General features: G+C 62.8%; 19 protein-coding genes and 1 pseudogene. 8 read left to right on the top strand and 12 right to left on the bottom strand.

The genetic code is table 11. The features are described 5' to 3' along the window. Positions 1–1,038: pseudogene (locus tag HYH07_RS29770) on the bottom strand (methyl-accepting chemotaxis protein); the annotation flags it as partial. A 237-nt stretch (positions 1,039–1,275) separates the two neighbouring features. Between HYH07_RS29770 and HYH07_RS29765 the strand changes: the two are divergent. Together HYH07_RS29765 and HYH07_RS29760 are read left to right on the top strand one after the other, a co-directional pair. Then, a complete protein-coding gene (locus HYH07_RS29765) occupies positions 1,276–2,445 on the top strand; it encodes an FIST N-terminal domain-containing protein (RefSeq protein ID WP_220005806.1) in 1,170 nt (389 codons plus the stop codon). Beyond that, positions 2,442–3,800 carry a hybrid sensor histidine kinase/response regulator gene (locus tag HYH07_RS29760; RefSeq protein WP_220005805.1) on the top strand — a complete coding sequence of 453 codons (1,359 nt, stop codon included), beginning with the start codon at positions 2,442–2,444 and terminating at the stop codon, positions 3,798–3,800. Before HYH07_RS29765 ends, HYH07_RS29760 begins: the two co-directional genes overlap by 4 nt. Before the next feature lie 140 nt (positions 3,801–3,940). Here HYH07_RS29760 and HYH07_RS29755 read toward each other — a convergent pair whose 3' ends face one another. The 5 genes from HYH07_RS29755 to HYH07_RS29735 form a co-directional block, all read right to left on the bottom strand. Continuing rightward, on the bottom strand, positions 3,941–4,735 hold the full coding sequence (locus HYH07_RS29755) for a helix-turn-helix domain-containing protein (protein ID WP_220005804.1): 795 nt from the start codon (positions 4,733–4,735) through the stop codon (positions 3,941–3,943). Positions 4,736–4,885: 150 nt separating this feature from the next. After that, complete coding sequence (locus tag HYH07_RS29750) at positions 4,886–5,410, bottom strand: hypothetical protein (RefSeq protein ID WP_220005803.1); 525 nt, start codon at positions 5,408–5,410, stop codon at positions 4,886–4,888. Then, complete coding sequence (locus HYH07_RS29745) at positions 5,410–6,093, bottom strand: Fe2+-dependent dioxygenase (protein ID WP_220005802.1); 684 nt, start codon at positions 6,091–6,093, stop codon at positions 5,410–5,412. The genes HYH07_RS29750 and HYH07_RS29745 overlap by 1 nt, the downstream gene beginning before the upstream one ends. Before the next feature lie 5 nt (positions 6,094–6,098). Further along, positions 6,099–8,492 carry a TonB-dependent siderophore receptor gene (locus HYH07_RS29740; RefSeq protein WP_312016701.1) on the bottom strand — a complete coding sequence of 798 codons (2,394 nt, stop codon included), beginning with the start codon at positions 8,490–8,492 and terminating at the stop codon, positions 6,099–6,101. Then, entirely contained in the window at positions 8,489–9,463 is a 975-nt protein-coding gene (locus HYH07_RS29735) for a tetratricopeptide repeat protein (RefSeq protein ID WP_220005801.1), read from the bottom strand. Before HYH07_RS29735 ends, HYH07_RS29740 begins: the two co-directional genes overlap by 4 nt. A 434-nt stretch (positions 9,464–9,897) precedes the next feature. Here HYH07_RS29735 and HYH07_RS29730 point away from each other — a divergent pair, with 434 nt between their 5' ends. After that, positions 9,898–10,320 carry a hypothetical protein gene (locus tag HYH07_RS29730; RefSeq protein WP_220005800.1) on the top strand — a complete coding sequence of 141 codons (423 nt, stop codon included), beginning with the start codon at positions 9,898–9,900 and terminating at the stop codon, positions 10,318–10,320. Between the two features lie 176 nt (positions 10,321–10,496). Further along, the gene (locus HYH07_RS29725; RefSeq protein WP_220005799.1) at positions 10,497–11,087 is read left to right on the top strand and encodes an acyl-homoserine-lactone synthase; all 591 of its coding nucleotides are present in this window, start codon (positions 10,497–10,499) and stop codon (positions 11,085–11,087) included. Positions 11,088–11,275: 188 nt separating this feature from the next. On the opposite strand, the gene HYH07_RS29720 is transcribed toward HYH07_RS29725, so the two are convergent. The 5 genes from HYH07_RS29720 to HYH07_RS29700 form a co-directional block, all read right to left on the bottom strand. Next, positions 11,276–11,971: a response regulator transcription factor gene (locus tag HYH07_RS29720; protein WP_220005798.1), complete on the bottom strand. Its 696-nt coding sequence runs from the start codon at positions 11,969–11,971 to the stop codon at positions 11,276–11,278. A 136-nt stretch (positions 11,972–12,107) separates the two neighbouring features. Further along, positions 12,108–12,794 (bottom strand): response regulator transcription factor, encoded by a 687-nt coding sequence (locus tag HYH07_RS29715; protein ID WP_220005797.1) that lies wholly within the window; start codon positions 12,792–12,794, stop codon positions 12,108–12,110. Positions 12,795–12,947: 153 nt separating this feature from the next. Beyond that, entirely contained in the window at positions 12,948–14,069 is a 1,122-nt protein-coding gene (locus HYH07_RS29710) for a c-type cytochrome (RefSeq protein ID WP_228749827.1), read from the bottom strand. Positions 14,070–14,376: 307 nt separating this feature from the next. After that, a complete protein-coding gene (locus tag HYH07_RS29705; RefSeq protein WP_228749826.1) occupies positions 14,377–16,092 on the bottom strand; it encodes a PQQ-dependent methanol/ethanol family dehydrogenase in 1,716 nt (571 codons plus the stop codon). Between the two features lie 454 nt (positions 16,093–16,546). Continuing rightward, a complete protein-coding gene (locus HYH07_RS29700) occupies positions 16,547–16,996 on the bottom strand; it encodes a carbon monoxide dehydrogenase subunit G (RefSeq protein ID WP_220005795.1) in 450 nt (149 codons plus the stop codon). A 662-nt stretch (positions 16,997–17,658) separates the two neighbouring features. Between HYH07_RS29700 and HYH07_RS29695 the strand changes: the two genes are divergently transcribed. From HYH07_RS29695 to HYH07_RS29680, 4 genes are all read left to right on the top strand, one after another. After that, a complete protein-coding gene (locus tag HYH07_RS29695; RefSeq protein WP_220005794.1) occupies positions 17,659–18,144 on the top strand; it encodes a (2Fe-2S)-binding protein in 486 nt (161 codons plus the stop codon). Positions 18,145–18,226: 82 nt separating this feature from the next. Next, entirely contained in the window at positions 18,227–20,569 is a 2,343-nt protein-coding gene (locus HYH07_RS29690; RefSeq protein WP_220005793.1) for a xanthine dehydrogenase family protein molybdopterin-binding subunit, read from the top strand. 15 nt (positions 20,570–20,584) lie between these two features. Continuing rightward, positions 20,585–21,385 (top strand): xanthine dehydrogenase family protein subunit M, encoded by an 801-nt coding sequence (locus tag HYH07_RS29685; RefSeq protein WP_220005792.1) that lies wholly within the window; start codon positions 20,585–20,587, stop codon positions 21,383–21,385. A gap of 209 nt (positions 21,386–21,594) precedes the next feature. Next, entirely contained in the window at positions 21,595–22,707 is a 1,113-nt protein-coding gene (locus HYH07_RS29680) for a CaiB/BaiF CoA-transferase family protein (protein ID WP_220005791.1), read from the top strand. 129 nt (positions 22,708–22,836) lie between these two features. Here the strand turns inward: HYH07_RS29680 and hppD are convergent, their stop codons facing one another. Further along, positions 22,837–23,955, bottom strand: coding sequence for a 4-hydroxyphenylpyruvate dioxygenase (gene hppD, locus HYH07_RS29675; RefSeq protein WP_220005790.1), 1,119 nt, complete (start codon positions 23,953–23,955; stop codon positions 22,837–22,839). Positions 23,956–23,967 lie beyond the last annotated feature (12 nt).

Raw genomic sequence — 23,967 nt, 5'->3', positions numbered from 1 at the left:
CGAGGCAAGCTCACGCATCGCCTTGCACATCGCGATCATCGGCCGCGAGATGCCGGTACCGAGCAGGAAGGCAAGCACCGCACCTAACAGTGTGCCGCCGACGGCCAGCATCAGCACCAATTGCTCGGTCTTTCCGATGGTCGCTTCCGATTCCGAATCCAGCCGCTGCTGTTCGGCGACCAGATCCGCCTTCATGGCTGAGGCGCCCCGCAGAATCGCACCAGCCGAGCCGCTCATCTCGGTAACGAGATCATCGACCAGCTTGGCGTTCGCGATGAGCTTCTCCAGCGCCTCGCGATAGGCGACAAGAATGGCCTTGGCATCCTTCAGGCCGGCGACGATCTTGTCGTCCATGGAATAGACCGCGCCGAGTGAGTTCTCGACGAATTTCAGCCGCGCCAGCGCGCTGGTCCCGATCGACTGGTCGGAGGTCAGCACGAAATTGGTCGCTGCGGCGCTCGCAGTCTGGAATTGGGCGTTGACCTGCTTGGTGCCGAATTCGATGGCCTGCGCCTCGGAATCGGAGGCATTGTTGCCGATATCATCGAGCTTGTATTTCAGCAGATTGGCCTGGCGCGAGAGCTGGTTCTGCACCAACAGCGCGCTGTCGCGCCTGGCCTGCAGGACCTTGGCGAAGGTCGCGGAGAAGTTCGCGAATTCCTTGGCGAGCTTGTCGAGGCTGTCCTGACGCGCCGGCGTCTTGGCGCTCTTGACCCCCTGGTCGATGGCGTTCTTCAGATTGACTTCGGCCTCCAGCGCCGCCTTGGCGTCGTCTTCCTTGCCGGTGACGACGAAGTATTTGACGGCCGAGCGGTAGGCGAGCAGTTCGCGGTCGATGTTGCGGGCGAGATCGGCCTCCGAGACGCTGCGGCGATAGGAGCCGACGCCGGATGAAACCCGCTCGAAGCCGAAATAAGCGAACGCCATGCTGCCGGCCGAGATCACCAGCACCACGGCAAAGCCGAGGATGATCTTGGCGCGGAACCGGACGGTGGGAAATATGCTGCGCTTGGACGGCGACGCGGTACGCCCGGACATTCCAACCCCCTATTCAACGGCGATCCGGAGGCGCCCCGCCCCCAGACCCGGATGCGCAAAACTAAGGCAGAAACGATAAAGGGCGGTAAATTCGTCAGGGCGGCGGGGCCAATCGCTGCGGGCCAGACCGATGCCCGCTGAGCCCGGTCGCCGAGTTGCGGCAGCCCCGAAAAGACCTTACTGTCTGGATACTTGCACTCGGCGCGAGACCGGGGCGAGCCTCGAGGGAGAAACGGAGTGGGGCAAGCCGACTTTCGGTTTAGCGACGCATCCGGCGTTGCCGTTGCGAAATCGAAGGCTGCGACCGTCGATGGAGCTGTAGCCGAGCTTGCGGCGCAGCTGCCGCCGGACGACCTGGCCCTGATCCTGGTCTTCCTCTCGCCTCACTACGACCCCCACCATTTCATCGCGGAGATCAGCCGGCAGTTCGACACCACCCCGGTCTGCGGCTGCACCACCGCCGGCGAACTCGCACCCGACGGCTGGGACGAGAACAGCGTGGTGGCGCTGGCATTCAGCCGTGCTGATTTCACCGCAGTGGTCCGGCCGATCCTCAATCTCGACGGTTTCCGGGTCGAGGACGGGCGGCGCATCGGCGGCGAGCTATGCCACGAGCTCCTGCGCGTGACCCCACAGGTGGACCGGGGCAATTCGTTCGGCCTGGTCCTGATCGACGGCCTCTGCCGCCGGGAAGAGGCGGTGATGTCCGCCATCTACGCCTCGCTCGACGACATCCCGATCGTCGGAGGGTCGGCGGGCGACGGGTTGCGCTTTGAAAAGACCTGGGTGTTCTTCGAAGGCAACGCCTATACGAATGCCGCCCTCCTGATCCTTTTGAATACGTCGCTGCCTTTCAGGGTCTTCAAGTGCGACAATTTCGAGCCGATGCCGCAGAAGATGGTGGTCACCGAGGCCGACATCGAAAACCGGACGGTGAAGGAGCTGAACGCGGAGCCCGCCGCCGAGGAATATTCCCGGATGGTCGGGATCATGGATGAGGCCAAGCTCGACCCTTTCTCGTTTGCGTCCCACCCCGTGCTGGTCCGTGTCGGCGGCTCCTACTATGCGCGATCGATCCAGCGCGTCGAGCCTGACGGCTCACTGCATTTCTTTTGCGCCATCGACGAGGGCATGGTGCTCACGGCCGCCACCTCGCGCAGTCTCGTCGGCTCGACGCAGGACGTCTTCGCGCAAATGCAGGATCAGATTGGCGAGGTGTCTCTCTATATCGGCTTCGAGTGCCTGTTGCGCCGGCTCGATGCCGAGCAGCACCAGCTCGCCCGCGACATGTCCGAGCTCTATCGACAGAACCGGGTGGTCGGTTTTCACACCTATGGTGAACAGTTCGGCTCGATGCACGTGAACCAGACATTCACGGGTGTCGCCATCGGCAGGCGGCAGGCGTGACCGAGGCGTGGCAGGACCCTGCGACGGTCGAGCAGCTGCGGCGCGAGACCGCGAAGCTGAAGAAGATCAATGCCGCGCTGATGTCGCGCGTCGAGCGCTCGATGGACCAGCAGCTCAACGCCTTTTCACTGTTCGAAACCGCCATTGCGCTCGACCACAAGGTTCGCGACCGGACGCACCAGTTGCGGGAGGCGCTGCATTCGGTCGAGCGCGCCAATGAGGGTCTCTTCCGCGCCAAGCAGCAGGCGGAGGCGGCGAGCTCGCTGAAATCCTCGGTGCTGATCTCGGTCACACACGATCTGCTGCAGCCGCTCAACGCGGCGCGGCTGACCTTGTCGGCGCTGACGGAGATGGTGGAATCGCAGGATGCCGGCCTGCTGATCGATCAGGTCGACCGCTCATTGCTGACGCTGGAAGACCTGCTCCGCTCTTTGCTTGAAATCGCCAAGCTCGATGCCGGCGCACTCAAGCCCGACGTGCGTCCGCTGGCGCTGGCACCGCTGTTCGAGCAGCTGCGCAACGAATTCGAGCCGATCGCCGCGCGGCAGCGCCTGGCTTTGCAGATCTGCACGACGGACCTCACGGTGTCCTCGGATGCGATGATGCTGCGACGGATCCTGCAGAACCTGATCGCGAATGCGATCCGCTATACGCGGGTGGGCCGCGTCACCATGGACTGCGGGCATCGCGCAAATCGGGTCTATGTCGAGGTCTCGGATACCGGGCCTGGAATTCCGCAGGCCCAGCAGGAGGCGATCTTCCGAGAATTCCAGCGCGGCGATGCCAGCGCAACCGATCAGGCCGGGTTCGGGCTCGGCCTGTCGATCGTGCGCCGTTTCGCAACCGTGCTCGGGCACGAGGTGCGCCTGTCGTCACAGATCGGCCAGGGATCGACCTTCACGGTCGAGATGGAGGTAGCCGAACGCACTGAGGTCGGCGACGAGGCCCATGCAACCAAGCTTGTGGACCGGCAATATGGCGGGCTCGAAGGCGCCAAGATCCTTCTGATCGAAAACGATCCGTCGGGCTCGGAGGCGATGGCTGCCTTGCTCGAAGGCTGGGGCTGTGACGTCGCCACCACACGATCGGGCGCGGACGCATTGCTGCGCCTCAGCGAACTCGGCGGCGCGCCGGACGCTGTGATCGCCGATCTCCACCTCGACCACGGCGAGAGCGGCCTGTCGGCCATCGCCGACGTCCGGGAGCATCTGAAGCTCGACACGCCGGCGATGATCATCACGGCCGACTACTCAGAGAAGGCCGCGAAGGAGGCGAGCCTCCACGGCCTGGAAGTGCTGAAGAAGCCGATCAAGCCCGCCGAGATGCGGGCGCTGCTGTCGTTCCTGCTGAGCTAGGGCCCCACCGCCAAGGCAAATCTCGAAAACAACCCCATGCACAGTAGCGGTACTGTATTACTGCCTGCAGCGCGCCATGATGCACAAAATGCCGAAATGACTGCCCCGAACGGGCCCAGGGCTTTTGGGACTTACAAAGTTCAGCCGCTGACAAGAATTGTGCGATGTTCGGTCAGGTAGCGAACCGGAGGTTTGCCCAGGGTCTTCCTGAACATATTCACGAAACTGCTGGCGTTTTCGTATCCGAGCTCCAGGGCGACGGTCTTTACACTTTCACCGCTTGCGATTCGTTGTACTGCGAGAATGACGTGAAGCTGGTGTCGCCAGCGTCCGAAACTCATCCCGATTTCCTGGAGAAGCAGGCGGCTTAAGGTGCGCTCGCTCATGCCAAGCGCACTTGCCCAATTCGCGAACGAGGTCTTCGCGCTCGGATCGGCTATCAGCATCTCCGCGAGGCGCCGAAGGCGCGCCTCTCTTGGCATCGGCAGGTTCAGGCTGCTGGTCGGCGCATCGGACAGCTCGTCCAACAAGGTCATCACCAGTCGATCCTCGCGACCTCCGAGCGGATAGCACTCCGGAAGTTCAGCCACTCTGAGGATCAGCTCCCGGATCAGGGGAGATATCGAGATCGTGCAGCACGTCTTGGGCAGGCTCTTGGCGGCGCTCGGTTCAATATACAGGCAGTGGCATTCGACGAGACCAGCGCCACGGGCCGAGTGCGCCAGTTGACCGGGGATCCATAACGCGCATCCGGGCGGTACTAGCCAAACGGTATTGGCCGTCTCGCAGTAAAGAATGCCTCGCTGGGAATACAGTAATTGAGATTTGCGATGCTGGTGCCGATCATAGGTCCAATCATTCGACAGGATTCCGCTTCGGAGTGCAACGACGCGGGTTACGCGGTCGATGTCGGTGTCAACAAAGCGATGAAGCATCTCGCCGCCTTCCAAAATTTTGTGTCGGCGACTTGCCTGCCGAGATGTTCGAAGCCGACCATCGCAAATCGACAGGAGAGCGGCCATCCTAAACGCGGCTTTTTTTGAGCTAATCTAAACCGGCTTTGGCTGGGCACCCCAAGCGCTGGCTCAGATATCGGATTCCTTGACAAGAGTTGCAGGCACCTCCGTAACTCGCAGCAGCCACCAGGAGGCATGAGCTGCATAAACTCCGGGCAGAGCAACAGCGATGATTGCTGTCGCTGCTATATGAAGCCCGTCACGCATGCCATCGAAGACGCCGCCTACGACGCTGGCGACCATCAGAAAGCTACCTAGCAGCAACGAACCAAGAATCGCGGCGCGCCGCGGTGTGACGAGAGGAAGTAGAGCAGGAATGATCCATATCGAACATGCGACGCCAAAGTACCAAAGAGCCGTCGCATCGAATGCCGTCGGCGCCTTGCCGGAGCTGTCGATCTGATGGTCGACCCATGTAAGGATTTGGATGACCGCGTAGATCGTGTTTCCGAGGCCACAGACCGACCACAGCAACGCCACCTTTTGACGGGCAAATCGAGCGGCGAGTTCATTCGTCAGATCAGTCATCGCCGTAATCGTCGAAGTCGACATTTTGATTTTCATCCCGGGTTCGTGCAGAGGGTCGGCCGACATCACAGCTCCGCCCATCGTCTCAGAAGATTGTGATAGACACCGGTAAGCATGAGGATGCCTTGTGCATCGCTGGACACGGATTTGCGCAAGTCAACAATGCCACGGTCGAGATCATAGAGCGTCGTGCGAAGCCCCTCGTCCTTGATCATCGATTGGGTCCAGAAGAATGATGACAAGCGCGCACCTCGGGTGATCTCGCGCACGCGATGCAGGCTCCCCGCCGGATACAGGACCATGCTCCCGGCCGCCAACTTGACGGCGTGAACGCCGTAACTGTCTTCGATGATCAGCTCGCCACCGTCGTAGTCATCGGGGGCTGTGAGGAAGAGGGTTGAAGACAGGTCGGCGCGCATGCGAGTGCCGAGTCCAGGCGCGGATCGCACTGCGCCATCGACATGGGCATCGAAGAACATCCCGGTGTCGTATCGATTGAAAAGGGGCGGCAGGACGCGCAGGGGCAGAGCGGCACTGTTGAACAGTGCATTCCGGCCGAGAGCTCTCAGGATAATGTCGCCTGCTTGGCGAGCCTGAGGCGAGTCCTCGGGGACCTGAGCATTGCGCTTTGCGCGCGATGCCAGCTCACCTGCCGTTGCCCGTCCGTCGATCCAATCCGCCCCCTCGATGATGTCGCGTACGGAGGTTATCTCTTCGGCGGATAGCAGTTGGGGGATTTCGATGAGCATTTTCTTCAGAACCTGATTGCTGCGGTGAGGGTGACGCTACGGCCCGCAACCGGAGTCGCGTAACCGCTTCCGAAAGCCGAGCTGTAGGTCAGCTTGTTCGTGAGATTCGTCACCTTGAGCGCAACATGGTGTCGCTCGTTGGGATCGTAGGAGAGCATCCCATCGATCGTGGTCGCTGCCGGGATCACCATCGAATTGAGGTTGTTGAGGTAATAGTCCGAACGATAATTGAGCCCGCCCCCGACGAGCATGTGACCCGGCACGTTTGGCAGCAGGGGAGCGATGTCGTAGGTGGTCCAGATCGCCAGGCCATGCTGAGACACGAACGGGACCCGGTTGCCTGCGGCCGAGACGGGCGTGAACGGGCTGATCGACGAGGCGATGATCTTGCTGTCCATGTAGGAATAGGACGCCTGCACATCCCAGTTGGTGGTGAGCTTGCCAGTCAATCCGAGCTCGACCCCCTGGACTTGCACCTTGTCGTCGGTCGTTGTCTGTATTCCCGACACCTGGTCAGTATAGGACGCGTTGTTCTTCTCGACGCGGAACAATGCTGCCGTCACGCCGAGCCGGTCCTCGAACAGGCCCCACTTCGCACCGACCTCGAAGGTCGTATCCGCTTCCGGTTGAAGGTTTGCGGCGTTTGGCGCCTGGGACAGGCCGAGCGATGAACTCAGCGAAGTGATGTTGTTGCCCGGCGGCGTGAATGAACGTGCATAGCTGAAGTAGTAACTTTGATGCGTGGTGGGCTCGAAGATCAGGGATGCTTTTGGGCTGGCGAACTCGGTCGTCGTCGCAAGCGGAGACGCGCCTGCCTGGCCGTCGACCCGATAGTGATCCCATCGAACACCCGCAAGGATCGAAAGCATGGGCGTCAACCATATGCGGTCGCTTACAAAGGGGCCAATATCCCAGCTCGTGGCCGACAATTGATTGCCCGGCGACACCGTCAGTGCAAAGCCGGGTGAGTTCGCAAACACGGGATCGAGAAGAGTCCCTGCCGGCTCGGGGCCGGAAGGAAGGTAAAAACCCGTCGTCGCGTGTTGGGAATAGACATCAAAGCCGGCGACGAGCTTGTGCCTGAACGGTCCGGTGTCGAAACGCATCGTGGCAGTCGTTACGTTTTCCCCGCCGTGACTGACCTGCTTCGTCCCGCCGACGGACCAGATTGTGTAAGGTGTCGCCAGATTGCCGGCGAGAACGTCCCTTGCGCAGCTGCTTGGAAAAGGGAAGCCGGGAGAGGCGCAGAGCGCGGGCGTAAACTTCAGATCACGTGTGTAGTAACCGACACGCGTGTCGTTCGTTAACGTGAGCCAATCGCCGAATTCGCCCTTGTAGAGAGCGGTTGCCACGTCGGCCGTCGCGTGGTCGCGATCACTTTCCCGGCCGAAATAGTTGGAGCGGGGAACTCCGTACTCCGTCACGGGCTTGCCGACGACGCCCGGCGCGCTGACGACCGGAACGCCGAAATCGGGGCGCTGAACGCTGTCCTGGTGCAGATAGTTGAAGATCAGGGATTGGTCGGTGCCGAGGCCAAGTCCTAGTGAGCCGAGGAAACCGCCACGGTTGGAATAGACATGGTCGCGATCGACAACATCCTGGCCGTTGCCCATGGCGATGAACCTCAGCGCCGTCGTGTCGTTGATCTGCTTGTTGATGTCCAGAATGCCACGTCCGTAAGGGCCCATCCCGGCCGACGCCTCGAACGTTGATTGGTCGCCGAGATGGGCCTTCTTGCTCTCGATCTCGATGACGCCGCCCGTCGTGCCGTTGCCGAAGCTCTGTGACGAGGGTCCCTTCAGCACCAATACGTTTTCGGTTGCAAAACTATCGCGCACATAGGAACCAAAATCGCGCAAGCCATCGACATACACGTCGCCCGATGCGTCAAAACCCCGGATGCGGAACTGATCTCCGTTGATGCCACCGCCGCCTTCTCCGGTGGCGACGGTGATTCCCGGCACATATTGGAGCACCTGATTGATGGTGGCTGCTTGCTGTTGCTCGATGACAAGGCGCGGTATGACGGTGACGGTTTGCGGCGTGCTTTGTAGAGAATCGGAAAGACGGCTGAGACCAGTGGTCCGCTGCAGCGAATTCCCGGGCGAAACAGCCGAGGACGCAGCCTGCGGACGCGGTTCGGCCGGCTTGCTCGGATGGCTGGCCGAGACAGGTCTCGAGGCCGGCTTGGCGCCGGCGCTCGACGCTCGTCGCCGCTTGGTGACAGGCGCGCCCACCTCAACCGGCGGAAGCGCTGTCGCCTTGTCCGCAGGCGCCGACGTCGGTTGATTGTTCTGGCCTTCCGCGTTGGCGGCGGTCACGAATAGAAAGCCGTTTGCAAGGCTCGCGGCTGCCCCAATTCCGGAAAGTGCCGGTCGCAAGGTTTCGATGATGGTCACAGAGCCCCCTTCGAGCAGGATGATGTTGAGTTGGATAATCTTGCGATGCGGCGTGACATCGCTGCGATACGGTCGCCGAGATAGCCAGCAAGGCGTCGGCCGATCGACGCCTGGGGACAAATCCGCCAATCCGGACGTCCATCGGTTGCCGGCAGCTCAGACAGCCTCCTGGCGTCTTCAAGGTCAGAAGGTGCGGCTGCAGCTTCGCTGGCCGCGGAGGCATACGCCTGCACATCAACGAGACTGCCGGAAGCTGCTATGCGCCGAAGTGCCTCGAGGCCATGCCGGCGTAACGCAGGTTCGCCGCGCGCCAGCAACAGCGGCGCAATGCGCCGGCGAAAGCCGTCATCGCTGCCGGAGACCGCCCGTTCCAGCCAAACATCGGCAGCGGCGAGGTCTCCGCCAGCATGCAGGATCGTGGCCAGATTGTACTGAGCCCAGTGATCGCCAAGCGCCGCCGCGCGGCTAAACCAATACAGGGCGCCTCTCGGATTGGCCGGCACGGCCCAACCTTCTTCAAGGAATCGAGCGAGAGAATTCATTGCCTTCAGGTTTGCCTTGGAGGTGCCACCTTCCGCTGCTGCCCGAAAGAGCTCGAAACTCCGCGGCCGATCCGCCGGATTTCCGCCGCGCATCAGCATCTGCGCCAGATTGACTTGCCCCCAGACGTGGCCGGCTGCTGCGGCCAGCTCGAAAAATTTCGTCGCGAGCTTCGGATCTGGCTCGACGCCCCAGCCTTGTTCGTAGCACCGGCCAACCATGTTTTGTCCGTCGAGGTCCCCGGATTGGGCGGCACGTTCGAACCAGAGGAAGGCAGCCGCCGGATCACGCGCTACCCGCGCCCCATCGAGCAGCAACTGGCCCCACACGATCTGCGCGGGAATGATATCGGCCTCGGCTGCGGCCTTGATCCACTGCGTCGCATCGTGGGGATTGCTGACGAGCAGGTCACGCAGCTGCGCCTTGGTCAAACGCTGCGCGCGAATTTGCAGGAGTGGTTGGGGCAGGGCCGCTGAGGCGTAGGGATTTGGAGGCCTCTTGGACAGGCGCTCGGGAACAGCTCTGGGCTGTGGGTGGATTGGCATCGTGCTTCGCTTCGCGCAGGCCGTGGTTTAACGGAATGGCTACCGCAGCCCGGTGCGGCGCTGCATCGTGCAATCCGGCCAGACCATTGCTCAATTCGGCCAACGGCCAAGAATTCGTCCAAAATGAACTCGTCCAAAATGCCGCCAAGACCTTAACGCAGGACCTGGCAATGCAGGACCTGGTTGCCGGGGGCAGTGATTGTCTGTTTTGGGTAACGCTTTGGCGCCTTGGATGAATGAGTTGAGGCATCATCCAAACTATCTGGTCATGCGCACGCGAACTGAACCACGCTGCGCAAACCTGACCGATAGGGGTGAAGATGCTGTTGAATACCGCGACTTTTCCGATTGTAAGGCTGTCTTACGATCAGGGCTCGGCCGGAACGGCTGACGAGGCCTTCGCCACCTTCGAAGCACTGCTCGATCGCGGCCAGCCCTTTGTCATCATAGGGCAAGGGGCAAACGCCGACCTCGACGAACACGAGCACGATCCGGGTGAGCAGAGAAGGCTTGCGCTCTGGTCAAAGAAGCACAAACCGCGATTGCGCGAATTTGTGAAAGCCCTGATCTATGTTGAGCCCTCAAAGACGAAGCGACTCGGCATGAGAGCCTTCCAGATCGTGTCAGAGAAGTTCTGGGGATACCCGATGCTGCTCGCCGCTTCGGAGGCAGAGGCGCTGGAGACGGCGCAAGCGCTGCTGAAGTCCGCTTCTCCAAGCAGTCGACCGGGCGAGGCAGGCTGAAGATCTTTCCAGACGACCTGTTGTCCTCGAAGGAGGAGGCCCTCTGAACTCTCGCTTCGACAGCGATTGCTCCCGAAAGCGACGTTGCTCAGCGCCGCGACCCGCTCTCATAAGCCATCAGGAGGCCTCGCTTCCGTTTTCTGTCCTTCCGAGCGGATAGTTGAGAATCATTGTCTATGTACGCTGTCGCTATCGATCACACGCTGGCTGGGCACCATCTTGATCTGCTGACCAAGATGTTCGAGTTGCGGCGTCGGGTTCTCGCCAATCGCCATTACGACACACAAGTCAGCGGCGATGTCGAATTCGACATCTACGATATGCTCAAGCCGACCTACTTGCTCGTCATGTCGGAAGAAGACCTCGTCGGCTGCGTACGACTGTTGCCAACCACCGGTCCGACCATGCTGCGCGATACGTTCGCGACACGTCTTGGGCCCGATCAGATCCCGAGCGGCCCCACCATCCTGGAGAGCTCGCGCTTTTGCATAGCTAGCAAATGTGCTTCGGACTTCGATCGCAATGGACTCAGTCGCGTAGCATACGTCCTGTTCGCGGCAATGATCGAGACGATGTGGAACCTGAATGCACAATCGATCGTGTTGATGACCGATCTCAGAACGGAACACGGTCTCAACCGGGCCGGCTGGCCGATGCGGCGTCTCGGATCACCGCAGATCTCCGGCGGGACGACACTGGTTCCTGGATTGCTGCAAGGATCAAGCGAAGCTCTCGAGCGCATGTACCGCCACGCGAATGTGCGGTGACCGGTTGCTCCTCTCGTCGCGCGCGGTTGCCTTGCATTAAAGTGTGATGGATCGGGACGAATCGATGCGCGCCAGGAACTCGAATCACCTCTTCCGAAGGGAGAGGTGAACCACCGACCGCCGACCAAACCCAATTTCATCACGCTTTAGGAGACCAACCCGGCGCGACAAGGCGGCAGACAATCCCGTCACGGCTGATCCGGCCGGACCCGCTCGCGCGCCGTCGCGGTCTCCTCGGCTGCCAGGGTCGCGAAATCGATCCTCGACATTTCGACGATGGCCTTGGTGCGACTGAGCACGTTGAGCTTGCGCAGGATGTCGGAGACGTGGACCTTCACCGTGGTCTCCGAGATCTTCAGCTCAAAGGCGATCTGCTTGTTCTGCAGGCCGCGCTTGAGCATCTCCAGCACGCGCAATTGCTGCGGCGTCAGCTCGTGCAGGCGCTTGATCAGATCCTGCGCGGGGCCGGAGGCGCGCTGCGGGCGGACCAGCGCGCGATAGGCGGCGGGCACACAGACCGAGCCGCGCAGCACCTCGCCGATCGACTGCGACAGATCTTGCTTGGACGATGATTTGAGGATGTAGCCGGACACGCCAAGCGACAAGGCGCCGGACATGATCTGCGGATCCTGATGCCCGGACACGATCACGACGGGAATTTTGGGAAACGCCTTGCGGATGCGGATGATGCCCGAAAGGCCTGTCGTGCCCGGTATCGACAGATCAAGCAGGATGAGGTCGAGCTCCGGGGTCGAGGCCAACAGCTCGAGTGCACCGTCGATCGATGTCGCCTGAAAGATCTCGGCCGCAGGCACGACCATCTGAAGCGCACCTTCGAGCGCTTCGCAAAACAACGGATGGTCTTCGACAATCAGAAATCGCATCACGCGTGAGCCACTCTGAAAATCTTGCTGAAGATCCGGCCCGGGACGTCGCCCGGGCCGACGTTGAATTCAATGGATCGAGAATGACTCAGAAGGGGCGGGCCGAATTGATCCAGGTCAAGAACGACACCGCGGGTCATTGCGGCTTCCCGCGATCGAGGCGCGCATGAGGACGTCCCTTGGGATCTGGCAGCTCCATCTTGCCGATCTCGATGACCGCCTTGTTGCGGCTGAACAGGCCGAGCTTGCGCAGGATCTCGGTGATGTGCGCCTTCACCGTGGACTCGGCGAGCGCAAGCTCCTGCGCGATCTGCCGGTTCGGGAGGCCGCGACGCAACAGATCAAGCACGCGAAGCTGCTGCGGCGTGAGCTCGCGCAACTTGACCTCGAGCGCCTTGCTGGCATCGGCCCGGCGCAGCCGCGGCGCCGCCACGAAATCCTTCGGCACCGACACCGACCCGCTGAGCACGCCCTCGATCGATTGCGCGAGCTCTCGCTTCGACGTCGATTTCGGCAGATAGCCGGCCGCTCCCAGCGCCAACGCCTCGCGAACGATGTGCTGATCCTCCTCGCTCGACACGATGGCGACGGGCAGGCGCGGATAAGCCTCGCGCAAACGCAGAAAGCCGGAAAAGCCCGTCGCGTCCGGCAGCGAGAGATCGAGCAGAGCGAGGTCGATGCCCCGCTCGGCGAGCAGGATATGCAGCGCATCCTCGATCGACATCGCCTCGAAGATCCGCGCCTCCGGCAAGGCCAGCCGCACCGCATTGCCGAGCGCTTCGCGAAACAGCGGATGATCGTCGATGATCAGGAAGCTGGTCATGGCGCCTTCCCAAGACTCGCCTGCATGAGATCGCGCCGCACAGGCATCCACCGCGAGAGTGGAAGCGACACATCGATGCGGCACCCGTCCGGCGCCAGGATGATGCCGGACGGAAGCTAGCACATCCTCCCGATCGCGTCTGGTCAAGATCGTTCAGTCGTCGGATTCGGACTGGACCGTCAGCAGGAAGGAATAAATGTTGTCGAACTGGTCGTCGGTGAAGACCTCCTTCCAGGCCGGCATGCCCTTGCTCGGGCGTCCTTCATGCACGGTCGTCCAGTATGTTTCGCGCATGTCGTCGCCGTAGCGGTGACGGAGCAGCCGCAGGTCGATCTTCCGCTCGCTCTGGATCGCATCGGGACCGTGACAATGCGCGCAAGTTCCATTGAAGATTTCCTTGCCCGCACCGACGGCCTCGGCCGCGGGCGCAGCCGCATCGCCCTTGACCTCGGTCGCGGCGACCTTGGCGATCTCGGTCACTTGAACTGCGGTCCGGGCTCCGCCTGCCATGCCCGTCGTTGTTCCCGCAGGCTCCGCCTGGCCCGCGCCGAAGCGAACCGGCTCGCCGCCCGGCAAGCCATATTTCACCGCGAGCTCGCCGATCGTCCGTTGCAGCTGTGGCAAGATCGCATCGACGCGATCACGAAGCTCGGTGGAGGTCTTGGCGAAGCCGATGGCCGCATCCCATGACAGGCCTTCGCCCGCGGTGAGCTCGATCTGGTAGCGATCATGGTAGCTGGTCTTGTTCAGCCAGCCGGCAACCGGCCCCCAGATGAAGGCGATGTCCGCCTTGCCCTGGTCCAGCGCCTGCATGCCCTCCTCCGGTGACAGCACGGTCACCATCTCAACGTCGTCACGGCTCGCGAGCAGGTTTTGCGGCGTGGTGGCGAACTGCACGGCGACCCGCTTGCCCCTGAGGCCGTCGATGCCGCCGATGGCCTTCCCCTTCGCGGCCACGAGGGCATAGCCTTCCTTCGCGAACGGACTCGAGAAGATCACGGCCGGTCCCATGAAGTCCTCGGAGCGCGGCAGCCCGATCATGGCGTCGCATTGCCTCCCGAGCAGCGTGACGCGCACGGTGCGCTTGCCGAAATAGGATTTGTACCAGTCATAGGCGATCGGCCGGCCGAGCGCCTGCGCCAGGGCCTGCCCGATCTCGACATAGAAGCCCGGCTGCGACGGACTATCGCTGGAGAAGGGAAGATTGGTCGGATCAGCGCAGAGACGGAACGGCTGTGCTTCATCGGCGTGAGCCGTTGCGATGGGGGCGATCATTGCGGACGCGGCCGCCCACGCGACGAGCCCTGCAATGCTACGGTTTGCAATGCTACGGTTTGGCTTCTTGCCACTTCCAAGATGATTCGGACGCATCCTCATCTCCCGCAGTTGAGATTTGTTGGGTCAAGCGCGACGTCATCGCGCTTTCAGTTATTTTTGGGCATGATCTTTTCGGAAAACCGCTGCGCACTTTTCCGGATCATGCTCCAGCGCTGCGGCACGCGCCATCAGCCGATGCCGCAACGATCGCCTGGAAAAAGCGCGCGCGTATCCCGTCACCTCTGAAAGATACGCGCGCGAGTGGTCACTGGACGGAGAACACGAAGAGCGAACCGCCCTCGGGAGCTGCGGCCGTCATCTTCTTGCCCACCTCGCCCAGGAACGCGGGCAGCGCAGCCGTGCGGCCGACAACGATGGCGACGTATTGCTTGCCGTCGACCTGGTAGGTCACCGGACCGGCGCCGATGCCGGAGCCGAGATTCTTGCTCCACAGCACCTTGCCGGATTTTGCGTCGATGGCACGGAAGTCGCCATGGATGTTGCCGGCGAACACGAGGCCGCCGCCGGTGGTCAGGGTGCCGCCATTGAACGGCAGGTCTTCCTTGATCGACCAGACCTTCTTCTGCGCCACCGGATCCCAGGCCATGAGCTCGCCGAGGAAGCCGCCGGGGCCTTCCTTGGTCGGGAATTCGGCGCCGAGATAGAACACGCCGCGCTTGTAGGCGACATCGCCGACCGACCAGTCCATGCAGACATTGTTGGACGGGATGTAGACGAGGCCGGTCTCGGGGTTGAACGACATCGGCTGCCAGTTCTTGCCGCCGACGAGATTCGGACAGATGTCCTTGGCGGGATGGCCCGGGCCCGGACGCTTGTCGGGATCCTCGACCGCGCGCAACGTGGCGGTATCCCACTTCTGCGCCCAGCTGGTGAAGACGTACTTCTCCGCCGACAGCACCTTGCCGGTCTCGCGGTTGGCGACGAAGAAGAAGCCGTTGCGATCCGCCTTCATCAACGCCGGGACGGTGCTGCCGCCGATCTTCAGATCCGCGAGCACGGCTTCGTTGACGCCGTCATAGTCCCAGGCATCCGCCGGGGTGGTCTGGATGTGCCACTTGATCTTGCCGGTGTTGGGATCGAGCGCCAGCGTCGAGGCGGTGTAGAGGTTGGTCAGCTTGCCGAAATTGCCATCGCCCGTCGAGCGCACCCCGGTGTTCCATGGACCGGGATTGCTGGTGCCCCAATAGACCGTGTCGGTCTTGGCATCGTAGGAGCCGACCAGCCAGGCGGCGCCGCCGCCATGCTGGGCGGAATCGCCCTTCCAGCTGTCGCCGCCGGGCTCATCCGGGTTCGGCACGGTGTAGGTCTGCCAGACCTGCTTGCCGGTGTTGATGTCGAAGGCCTGGAGCGACCCGCGCACGCCATATTCGCCGCCGCCGAAACCGGTGATCACCTTGTCGCGCACGACGAGCGGCGGCGACGTAATGACAGAGCCCTGCTTGTAATCGACCACCTTCGAGGTCCAGAGCGTTTTGCCGGTCGCCGCATCGAGCGCCGTCAGCTTGCCGTCGAGACGGCCGACGAAGATCTTGCCGTCGGCATACGAGACGCCGCGGCTGTTCACGTCGCAGCAGGCATATTGCAGCACATCATCGGGAATGTCGGGCTCGTAGGTCCATTTGCGCTGCCCGGTCGCCGCATCGAGCGCGTAGACGTATTTCGGACCCCACGAGCTCGAGACGTAGAGCGTGTTGCCGATCACGATCGGTGAGGATTCGTTCGAGCGTAGCGAGGCCAGCGAGAACGAATAGGCGAGCGTCAGCTTGCCTGCGTTCTCGGTGTTGATCTGCTTGAGTGGGCTGAAGCGCGTGTTTCCGTAATCGTGACCGGCAACGGCCCACTGGTTGGAATCGGACTGCGCCTTGATCAGGGAGTCGTTGGCGCGAGCGCCTGGCGTCGCGGCGGCCAGCATCGCAATCATCGAAATGCCGGCCAAGAAGCCCTTTGTTGCAAAGGTCATGTATTCCCTCCGATGTTGTTGTGTGCGCCGCGTTGGGCGCTCGTGATGCGCAGTTTGTCTGCGGCACCATCGACCGGAATTACAACATCGCCTGTTCGCGCTGAGTATGGGCGGAAGGTAGTAGTGCGAAATCACTGGCGCGTTCGTCGCCCATCTCGTTGTCGACGCTTGCGTCTTGCCCTTATTTTACAGCTCCGAAATGGACGTTGGAATTTTTGCAAATCACCGGACTTAACCGTCGTCCCGGACAAGCGGAGCGAAGCGACGCGCAGATCCGGGACGACGATTGAGCGGTAGGGTGGGCAAAGGCGCGCTTCTCGCGCGCCGTGCCCACCACCTCGCTCGATCATGAGGAGATCGTGGGCACGCTTCCGCCGTCGCTCTTCGAGCTATGGCGGACAGTCGCTTTGCCTACCCTACGGCACCCTCGAATTGGGGCAGCATCGCGCGTCAATCACGATGATGGCGCTACCACAGATGCAAAACTTTCGAAGAAGTTCGCGGCGAGCTTGCGCGACGTCGAATCGATCAGCCGCGAACCGAGCTGCGCGAGCTTGCCGCCGATCTGCGCCTCGGCCTCGTAGTGCAGGATGGTGATGCCGGGAGATTCCTCTTCCAGCCTGACCTTCGCGCCGCCCTTGGCAAAGCCGGCGACGCCGCCGGCGCCTTCGCCGATAATGCGGTAGCCATTGGGCGCATCGATATCGGTCAGCGTCACCTTGCCGCTGAACGTCGCCTTCACCGGGCCGACCTTCAGCACCACGGTCGCGACCATCTCCGTCGGCGACGCCATCTCGAGCGATTGGCAACCTGGAATGCAGCGCCTGAGAATGTCGGGATCGTTGAGCGCGGCCCACACATTGGCCTTCGACGCCGGGATACGCTGACTGTCGTTCATCTGCATCGCTTCCACCCCTTTGCTGTTGCTGTACAGCTCGACTAGGGGTGCGCGCGTGCGCAATCAATCGCCAGGAAGTACTAGGAGTGCTTTTGCTGCGGCTCATTCATCAGGTGTCATTCCGGGGCGCGACGAAGTCGCGAACCCGGAATCCATGGATCCACCAACTCTGCCGCTCAATGGATTCCGGATTCCCTCGCTCCGCTCGGGCTCCGAAATGACGCGAGCGGACTCAATCATCGGGCGTCCCGGCTGGTGCAGCTCGCAGGCAGCCGTTCGCTGCATCGCAGCGAACAAAATCAATGGCTTAGATCCCGACCGCCTACTACCAAGATCGCGGTTACAACGGCATGGGCGCGTGCTCCTATTCGCGCAACGAACAAGCCAGCAAAGGGAGAAACGAGGCGCGAGGGGCTCGACGTCAAAGGCCGGCGTTTCGAAGCAGGTGCGGCCCGCGCACAGGCCGCCGACGAAGCGAACATCGTTCGACAGCTTCTTGCGCGGCCGCGCACCGATGGCGCCGGCACGGAACATCGTGGCCGAATCGCGCGCCTGCGGCAGCCGTCACAATGACCTTTCCATGACGCGCGGTGAGCAAAATCCCAGTTGCAAAGTTCCGTTCGCGCTGTCTCTAATTGGAATAATGACAAACATTCGGGAGGTATCACGTGTCTACAGTCAAACTGACGGTGAACGGCAAGGCCGTTGCCGTCGATGTCGAGGACCGCACGCTGCTGGTCCATCTCTTGCGCGACCATCTCAACCTCACCGGCACCCATGTCGGCTGCGACACCAGCCAATGCGGCGCCTGTGTCGTCCACATGGACGGCCGTGCAGTGAAGTCCTGCACCATGCTCGCCGGCCAGGCCGACGGCACCAATGTCACCACCATCGAAGGCATCGCCAAGGGCGACGAGCTGCACCCGATGCAGGCCGCCTTCCGCGACAATCACGGCCTGCAATGCGGCTATTGCACGCCGGGCATGATCATGTCGGCGATCGACATCGTGCAACGCCATGGTGGCCAGCTTGACGAGAGCACGGTCCGTCAGGAGCTCGAAGGCAATATCTGCCGCTGCACCGGCTACCACAACATCGTGCAAGCCGTGCTGGATGCGGCCGGACGCATGAAGGTCTCGCAGGCGGCCGAGTAAGGGCCCGCCTCGAACGAACAATCACCACTGCAGCTTTCGGTGGAAAGCGCAGGCACAGCAATTCCGGTCGGGAGGACCAGACATGGGTGTTGAAGGCATCGGCGCGCGCGTCGTGCGCAAGGAAGACAAGCGTTTCATCACCGGCAAGGGCCGGTACGTCGACGACATCAAATTGCTGGGCATGACCTATGCCCATTTCATCCGCAGCCCGCACGCGCACGCCAAGGTGAAGAAGATCGACTCGTCCGCCGCGCTGAAGCTGCCGGGCGTGGTTGCCGTTCTCACCGGACAAGAGCTCGTCGACGACAAGGTCGGCAACCTCATCTGCGGCTGGGCCATCACCTCGAAGGACGGCAGCCCGATGAAGATGGGCGCATGGCCGGCGATGGCGCCGGAGACGGTGCGCTTCGTCGGCCAGGCCGTCGCGGTCGTGATCGCCGACAGCAAGAACCTCGCGCGCGACGCGGCGGAAGCCGTCGTCGTCGATTACGAGGAACTCCCTGTCGTCGCCGACGTCCGTGCCGCCATCAAGGCCGGCGCGCCGCAGCTCCACCCCGAGGCGCCCGGCAACCAGGTCTATGACTGGGTGATCGGTGACGAGGCCGCGACGGATGCGGCCTTCGCCAAGGCCGCGAATGTGGTGAAGATGGACCTCACCAACAATCGCCTGGCGCCGAACCCGATGGAGCCGCGCTCGGCGGTCGCCAGCTACGACGCCGCGGAGGAGCATTTCACGCTCTATACGACATCGCAGAACCCGCATGTCGCCCGGCTCGTGCTGTCCGCGTTCTACAACATTGCGCCCGAGCACAAGCTGCGCGTCATCGCGCCGGACGTCGGCGGCGGCTTCGGCTCCAAGATCTACATCTATCCGGAAGAGATGGTGGCGCTCTGGGCCTCCAAGAAGACCGGCCGCCCCGTGAAGTGGACCAGCGACCGCACCGAGGCCTTCCTCACCGACGCGCATGGCCGCGACCACGTCACCCATGCCGAGATGGCGTTCGACGCCAACAACAAGATCACCGGCTTGAAGGTGAAGACCTACGCCAATTTCGGCGCCTACATGTCGCTGTTCTCGTCAGCCGTGCCGACCTATCTCTACGCGACGCTGCTGTCGGGCCAGTACAACATCCCGCAGATCCATGCCGAGGTGATCGGCGTCTACACCAACACCACGCCGGTCGACGCCTATCGCGGCGCGGGCCGTCCCGAGGCCAGCTATCTGGTCGAGCGCATGATGGAGACGGCGGCGCGGCAGCTGAACGTCGATCCGGCGGCGCTGCGCAAGCACAACTTCATCACCCAGTTCCCGCACCAGACGCCCGTGATCATGGCCTATGACACCGGCGACTTCAACGCCTCGCTCGACGCCGCGATGAAGGCGATCGACTATGCCGGCTTCCCCGCGCGCAAGGCCAAGGCGAAAGCCGACGGCAAGCTGCGCGGCATCGGCCTGTCCTGCTACATCGAGGCCTGCGGCATCGCGCCGTCAAAGGCGGTCGGCAGCCTTGGCGCCGGCGTCGGCCTGTGGGAATCGGCCGAGGTGCGCGTCAACCCGGTCGGCACCATCGAGATCCTGACCGGCTCGCACAGCCACGGCCAGGGCCACGAGACGACATTCTGCCAGCTCGTCGCCGACCGCCTCGGCATTCCCATCAGCCAGGTCTCGATCGTCCACGGCGATACCGACAAGGTGCAGTTCGGCATGGGCACCTATGGCTCGCGTTCCGCGGCCGTCGGTCTCACCGCGATCCTGAAGGCCATGGAGAAGATGGAAGCCAAGGCCAAGAAGATCGCCGCGCATGCGCTGGAGGCATCGGAAGCCGACATCGTCATCGAGAACGGCGAATTCAAGGTGACAGGCACCGACAAGGCGATCGCGCTGCCGATGGTCGCGCTCGCGGCCTACACCGCGCACAATCTGCCTGACGGGATGGAGCCGGGCCTGAAGGAAAGCGCCTTCTACGACCCCTCCAACTTCACCTTCCCGGCCGGCGCCTATATCTGCGAGCTCGAGGTCGATCCCGGTACGGGCAAGACCTCTTTCATCAACTTCGTCGCGGCCGACGATTTCGGCCGGCTGATCAACCCGATGATCGTCGAGGGCCAGGTCCATGGTGGCCTGGTTCAAGGCATCGGGCAGGCCTTGCTCGAACACGCCATGTACGATGCCAACGGCCAGCCGGTCACGGCCTCGTTCATGGACTACGCCATGCCGCGTGCCGACGATGTGCCCTCCTTCAACCTCTCCCACACCACGACGCTGTGCCCGGGCAATCCGCTGGGCATCAAGGGTTGCGGTGAGGCCGGAGCGATCGGCGCCTCCGCGGCCGTGATCAACGCGATCACGGATGCGATCGGCAAGAACAACCTGGAAATGCCCGCAACCCCTGATCGGGTGTGGCGCACGATCCATTCGGCTTAAGAGGGAGGACCGAAGATGTATCAGACAACCTATCATCGCGCTTCCTCGGTGGATGAGGCCGCCAGCCTGTTCGGCAAGAGCAGCGAGGCGAAATTCCTTGCCGGCGGCCAGACGCTGCTGCCTGTCATGAAGCAGCGCCTCGCGGGGCCTTCCGATGTCATCGACGTCGCCAGGATCAAGGAATTGATCGGCGTCGAGGCCTCGGGCGACACCCTGACCATCAAGGCCGCCACGCCGCATTACGACGTGGCGACCAGCGAGGCCGCCAAGAAGGCGATCCCCGCGCTCGCCTATCTGGCCTCGCAGATCGGCGACCCCGCGGTGCGCTATCGCGGCACGATCGGCGGCTCGATCGCCAACAACGATCCGGCCGCGGATTACCCGGCCGCCCTGCTCGCGCTCGGCGCCACCGTGAAGACCAACAAGCGGTCGATCGCGGCGGAGGACTTCTTCAAGGGCCTGTTCACGACCGCGCTTGAAGACGGCGAGATCATCACCGCCGTGTCGTTCCCGGTTCCGGCCAAAGCAGGCTATGCCAAGATGCGGCATCCCGCCTCGCGCTTCGCGCTGACCGCCGTCTTCGTCGCACAGACGAAGGCGGGCGAGATCCGCGTCGCCGCGACCGGCGCCTCGCAAAGCGGCGTGATGCGGGTTGGCGCGATCGAGTCCGCGCTGAAGGCGAATTGGTCGCCGTCGGCGATCGACAGCGTCAGCATTCCCGCGAGCGGGCTGCTGGCCGACATCCATGGCACGGCGGAGTACCGCGCCAACCTCGTCAAGGTGATGGCGCAGCGCGCGGTGACTGCCGCGGGCTGACAATCCCGCGCCAGCGTCTCGACACAAATTTTCCGCGGCGCGCACTTCCGTGCGCGCCGTTTTATTTTGCCCATGCGGAATGAAAACCGCTTGCCTCGCTGGCGGGAAGGCGAGAAAAGTTAATCAGCCGATTAACTCGCCACCAAGAGCAACGTCGGAGGCGTTTGCCGGATCACCGGCATTGGCCCGTGACCCGAGGAAACAACAACGTGCTCGACAAACCAGCTCCCAGCTCATCCGTCCGCGCCACCGGCCCGCTCGCGGGCTTCCGCATCGTCGAATTCGCCGGCATCGGACCCGGCCCGTTCGCCTGCATGATGCTGGCCGACATGGGCGCCGAAATCGTCACGCTCGACCGCGTCGGCGCCAAGAAGAGCATGAAGTCGGTGGCGGGGCGCGGCCGCAAGCTGATCGAGCTCGACCTCAAGAACAAGGCGGCGATCGCTGAGGTGCTCGACCTGCTTGCCAGCGCCGACGCGCTGGTCGAAGGGTTTCGTCCTGGCGTGATGGAGCGGCTCGGGCTCGGTCCTGACATCGTGCTCGCGCGCAATCCAAGGCTCGTCTACGGCCGCATGACCGGCTGGGGCCAGGAAGGCCCGCTGGCGAACGCGGCCGGCCACGACATCAACTACATCTCGATCACCGGCGCGCTCGCCGCGATCGGCACTGACGAGGCGCCGGTGCCGCCGCTCAACCTGGTCGGCGATTTCGGCGGCGGCGCGCTCTATCTCGTGGTCGGCGTGCTCGCCGCACTGCTGGAAGCATCAAGATCCGGCAAGGGCCAGGTGGTCGACGCCGCGATGTGCGATGGCGCGGCCTCGCTGATGTCGTTCTTCTTCGACATGAAGACACTGGGACGCTGGACCGAAGGCCGCAACCGCAATTTCCTCGACGGCGGCGCGCACTTCTACGGCGTCTATGAATGCGCCTGCGGCCATTTCGTCTCGATCGGCTCGATCGAGCCGCAATTCTACGCGCTGCTGCGCCAGCATGCGGGCCTCAACGATGCCGATTTCGACGCGCAGATGGACCCCAAGGCCTGGCCCGCGCTGAAGGAGAAGCTGAAAGCCGTGTTCAAGAGCAAGACGCGCGAGGACTGGTGCAAGATCATGGAAGGCACCGACATCTGCTTTGCGCCTGTGCTGACCATGTCGGAAGCAACCGCGCATCCGCACATGGTCGCCCGCAACGTCTTCATCGAGCGCCATGGCGTGAAACAGCCGGCGCCCGCGCCGCGCTTCTCGCGTACGCCGTCGGCGGTGCGCGAGCCGGAGGTAGCGGAGATCGGGGCGGTGACGAGGGCGTGGAAGGCAGCGAAGTAGCCCAAGCGCGGGAATCCGTAGGGTGGGCAAAGGCGCGTAGCGCCGTGCCCACGTCCTTCCGCAATTCGAGAAAGTGGTGGGCACGCTTCGCTTTGCCCACCCTACGGCAGCGTGCCTGACAGCGGCAGTCTACGCCGCGTTCCCCACCTTCAGCACGCCGCGGCGGATCTGATCTTCCTCGATCGACTCGAACAGGGCCTTGAAATTGCCTTCGCCAAAGCCGTCGTCGCCCTTGCGCTGGATGAACTCGAAGAAGATCGGGCCGATCGCGTTGGCCGAGAAGATCTGCAGCAGCACCTTGGTCTGGCCGCCGTCGACCACGCCTTCGCCGTCGATCAGGATGCCGTTCTTCTGCAAGCGCGCGACGTCCTCACCGTGCTTCGGCAGACGCGCATCGATCCGCTCGAAATAGGTCGCGGGCGGCGACGGCATGAAGGGCAGGCCGGCTTCGCGCAGGCCTTCGATGGTTTTGTAGATGTCGCGGCAACCGCAGGCGATGTGCTGGATGCCTTCGCCGCGATAAGTCTTCAGATATTCCTCGATCTGGCCGGAATCGCCGGCGTCCTCGTTGATCGGAATCCGGATCTTGCCGTCCGGGCTGGTCAGAGCGCGCGAGAACAGGCCGGAGGCGCGGCCCTCGATGTCGAAGAAGCGGATCTGGCGGAAGTTGAACAGTTTTTCGTAGAAGCCGGCCCAGACATCCATGCGGCCGCGATGGACGTTATGGGTGAGGTGATCGAGATAGAACAGGCCGGCACCATGGGGCCGCGGATCGCGCGCACCCAGCCATTCGAACTCGGCATCATAGGCCGAGCCCTTGGCGCCGTAGCGATCGACGAAATAAAGCAGGCTGCCGCCAATGCCCTTGATCGCGGGCACATCCAGCGTCTTCTGCGCCGATGTCACGCCGGCCGGCTCGGCGCCGAGCGCTATCGCGCGGTCATAGGCCGCCTTGGCATCGACCACGCGAAACGCCATCGACGGCGCGCAGGGGCCGTGGGCGGCCACGAACTCGTAACCGTGGGTGCCGGGCTCCTCATTGACGAGATAGTTGATGTCGCCCTGGCGATAGACGGTGATCTTCCTGGTCTTGTGGCGCGCGACCGGCGCATAGCCCATCAGCTTGAACAGATCGTGCAGCTGCTCGGGATCGGGATGTGCATATTCGACGAACTCGAACCCGTCGGTGCCCATCGGATTGTCTGATGTGATCGTGGCCGGCGGTGCATCGTGCGGAAACGGACCCATTGCGGTTCTCCC

Origin of the sequence: Bradyrhizobium sp. BR 10261 (assembly GCF_019455395.1) — a bacterium.
GTDB lineage: Bacteria > Pseudomonadota > Alphaproteobacteria > Rhizobiales > Xanthobacteraceae > Bradyrhizobium > Bradyrhizobium manausense.
This window is presented reverse-complemented; position numbering and strand designations above follow the sequence as displayed.

Bases quoted from the DNA above. Each gene is read 5' to 3' on its own strand.
- HYH07_RS29755 (WP_220005804.1), bottom strand. From the start codon at position 4,735: ATGCTTCATCGCTTTGTTGACACCGACATCGACCGCGTAACCCGCGTC.
- HYH07_RS29750 (WP_220005803.1), bottom strand. From the start codon at position 5,410: ATGTCGGCCGACCCTCTGCACGAACCCGGGATGAAAATCAAAATGTCG.
- HYH07_RS29745 (WP_220005802.1), bottom strand. From the start codon at position 6,093: ATGCTCATCGAAATCCCCCAACTGCTATCCGCCGAAGAGATAACCTCC.
- HYH07_RS29730 (WP_220005800.1), top strand. From the start codon at position 9,898: ATGCTGTTGAATACCGCGACTTTTCCGATTGTAAGGCTGTCTTACGAT.
- HYH07_RS29725 (WP_220005799.1), top strand. From the start codon at position 10,497: ATGTACGCTGTCGCTATCGATCACACGCTGGCTGGGCACCATCTTGAT.
- HYH07_RS29720 (WP_220005798.1), bottom strand. From the start codon at position 11,971: ATGCGATTTCTGATTGTCGAAGACCATCCGTTGTTTTGCGAAGCGCTC.
- HYH07_RS29715 (WP_220005797.1), bottom strand. From the start codon at position 12,794: ATGACCAGCTTCCTGATCATCGACGATCATCCGCTGTTTCGCGAAGCG.
- HYH07_RS29710 (WP_228749827.1), bottom strand. From the start codon at position 14,069: ATGATCGCCCCCATCGCAACGGCTCACGCCGATGAAGCACAGCCGTTC.
- HYH07_RS29705 (WP_228749826.1), bottom strand. From the start codon at position 16,092: ATGACCTTTGCAACAAAGGGCTTCTTGGCCGGCATTTCGATGATTGCG.
- HYH07_RS29700 (WP_220005795.1), bottom strand. From the start codon at position 16,996: ATGCAGATGAACGACAGTCAGCGTATCCCGGCGTCGAAGGCCAATGTG.
- HYH07_RS29690 (WP_220005793.1), top strand. From the start codon at position 18,227: ATGGGTGTTGAAGGCATCGGCGCGCGCGTCGTGCGCAAGGAAGACAAG.
- HYH07_RS29685 (WP_220005792.1), top strand. From the start codon at position 20,585: ATGTATCAGACAACCTATCATCGCGCTTCCTCGGTGGATGAGGCCGCC.
- hppD (WP_220005790.1), bottom strand. From the start codon at position 23,955: ATGGGTCCGTTTCCGCACGATGCACCGCCGGCCACGATCACATCAGAC.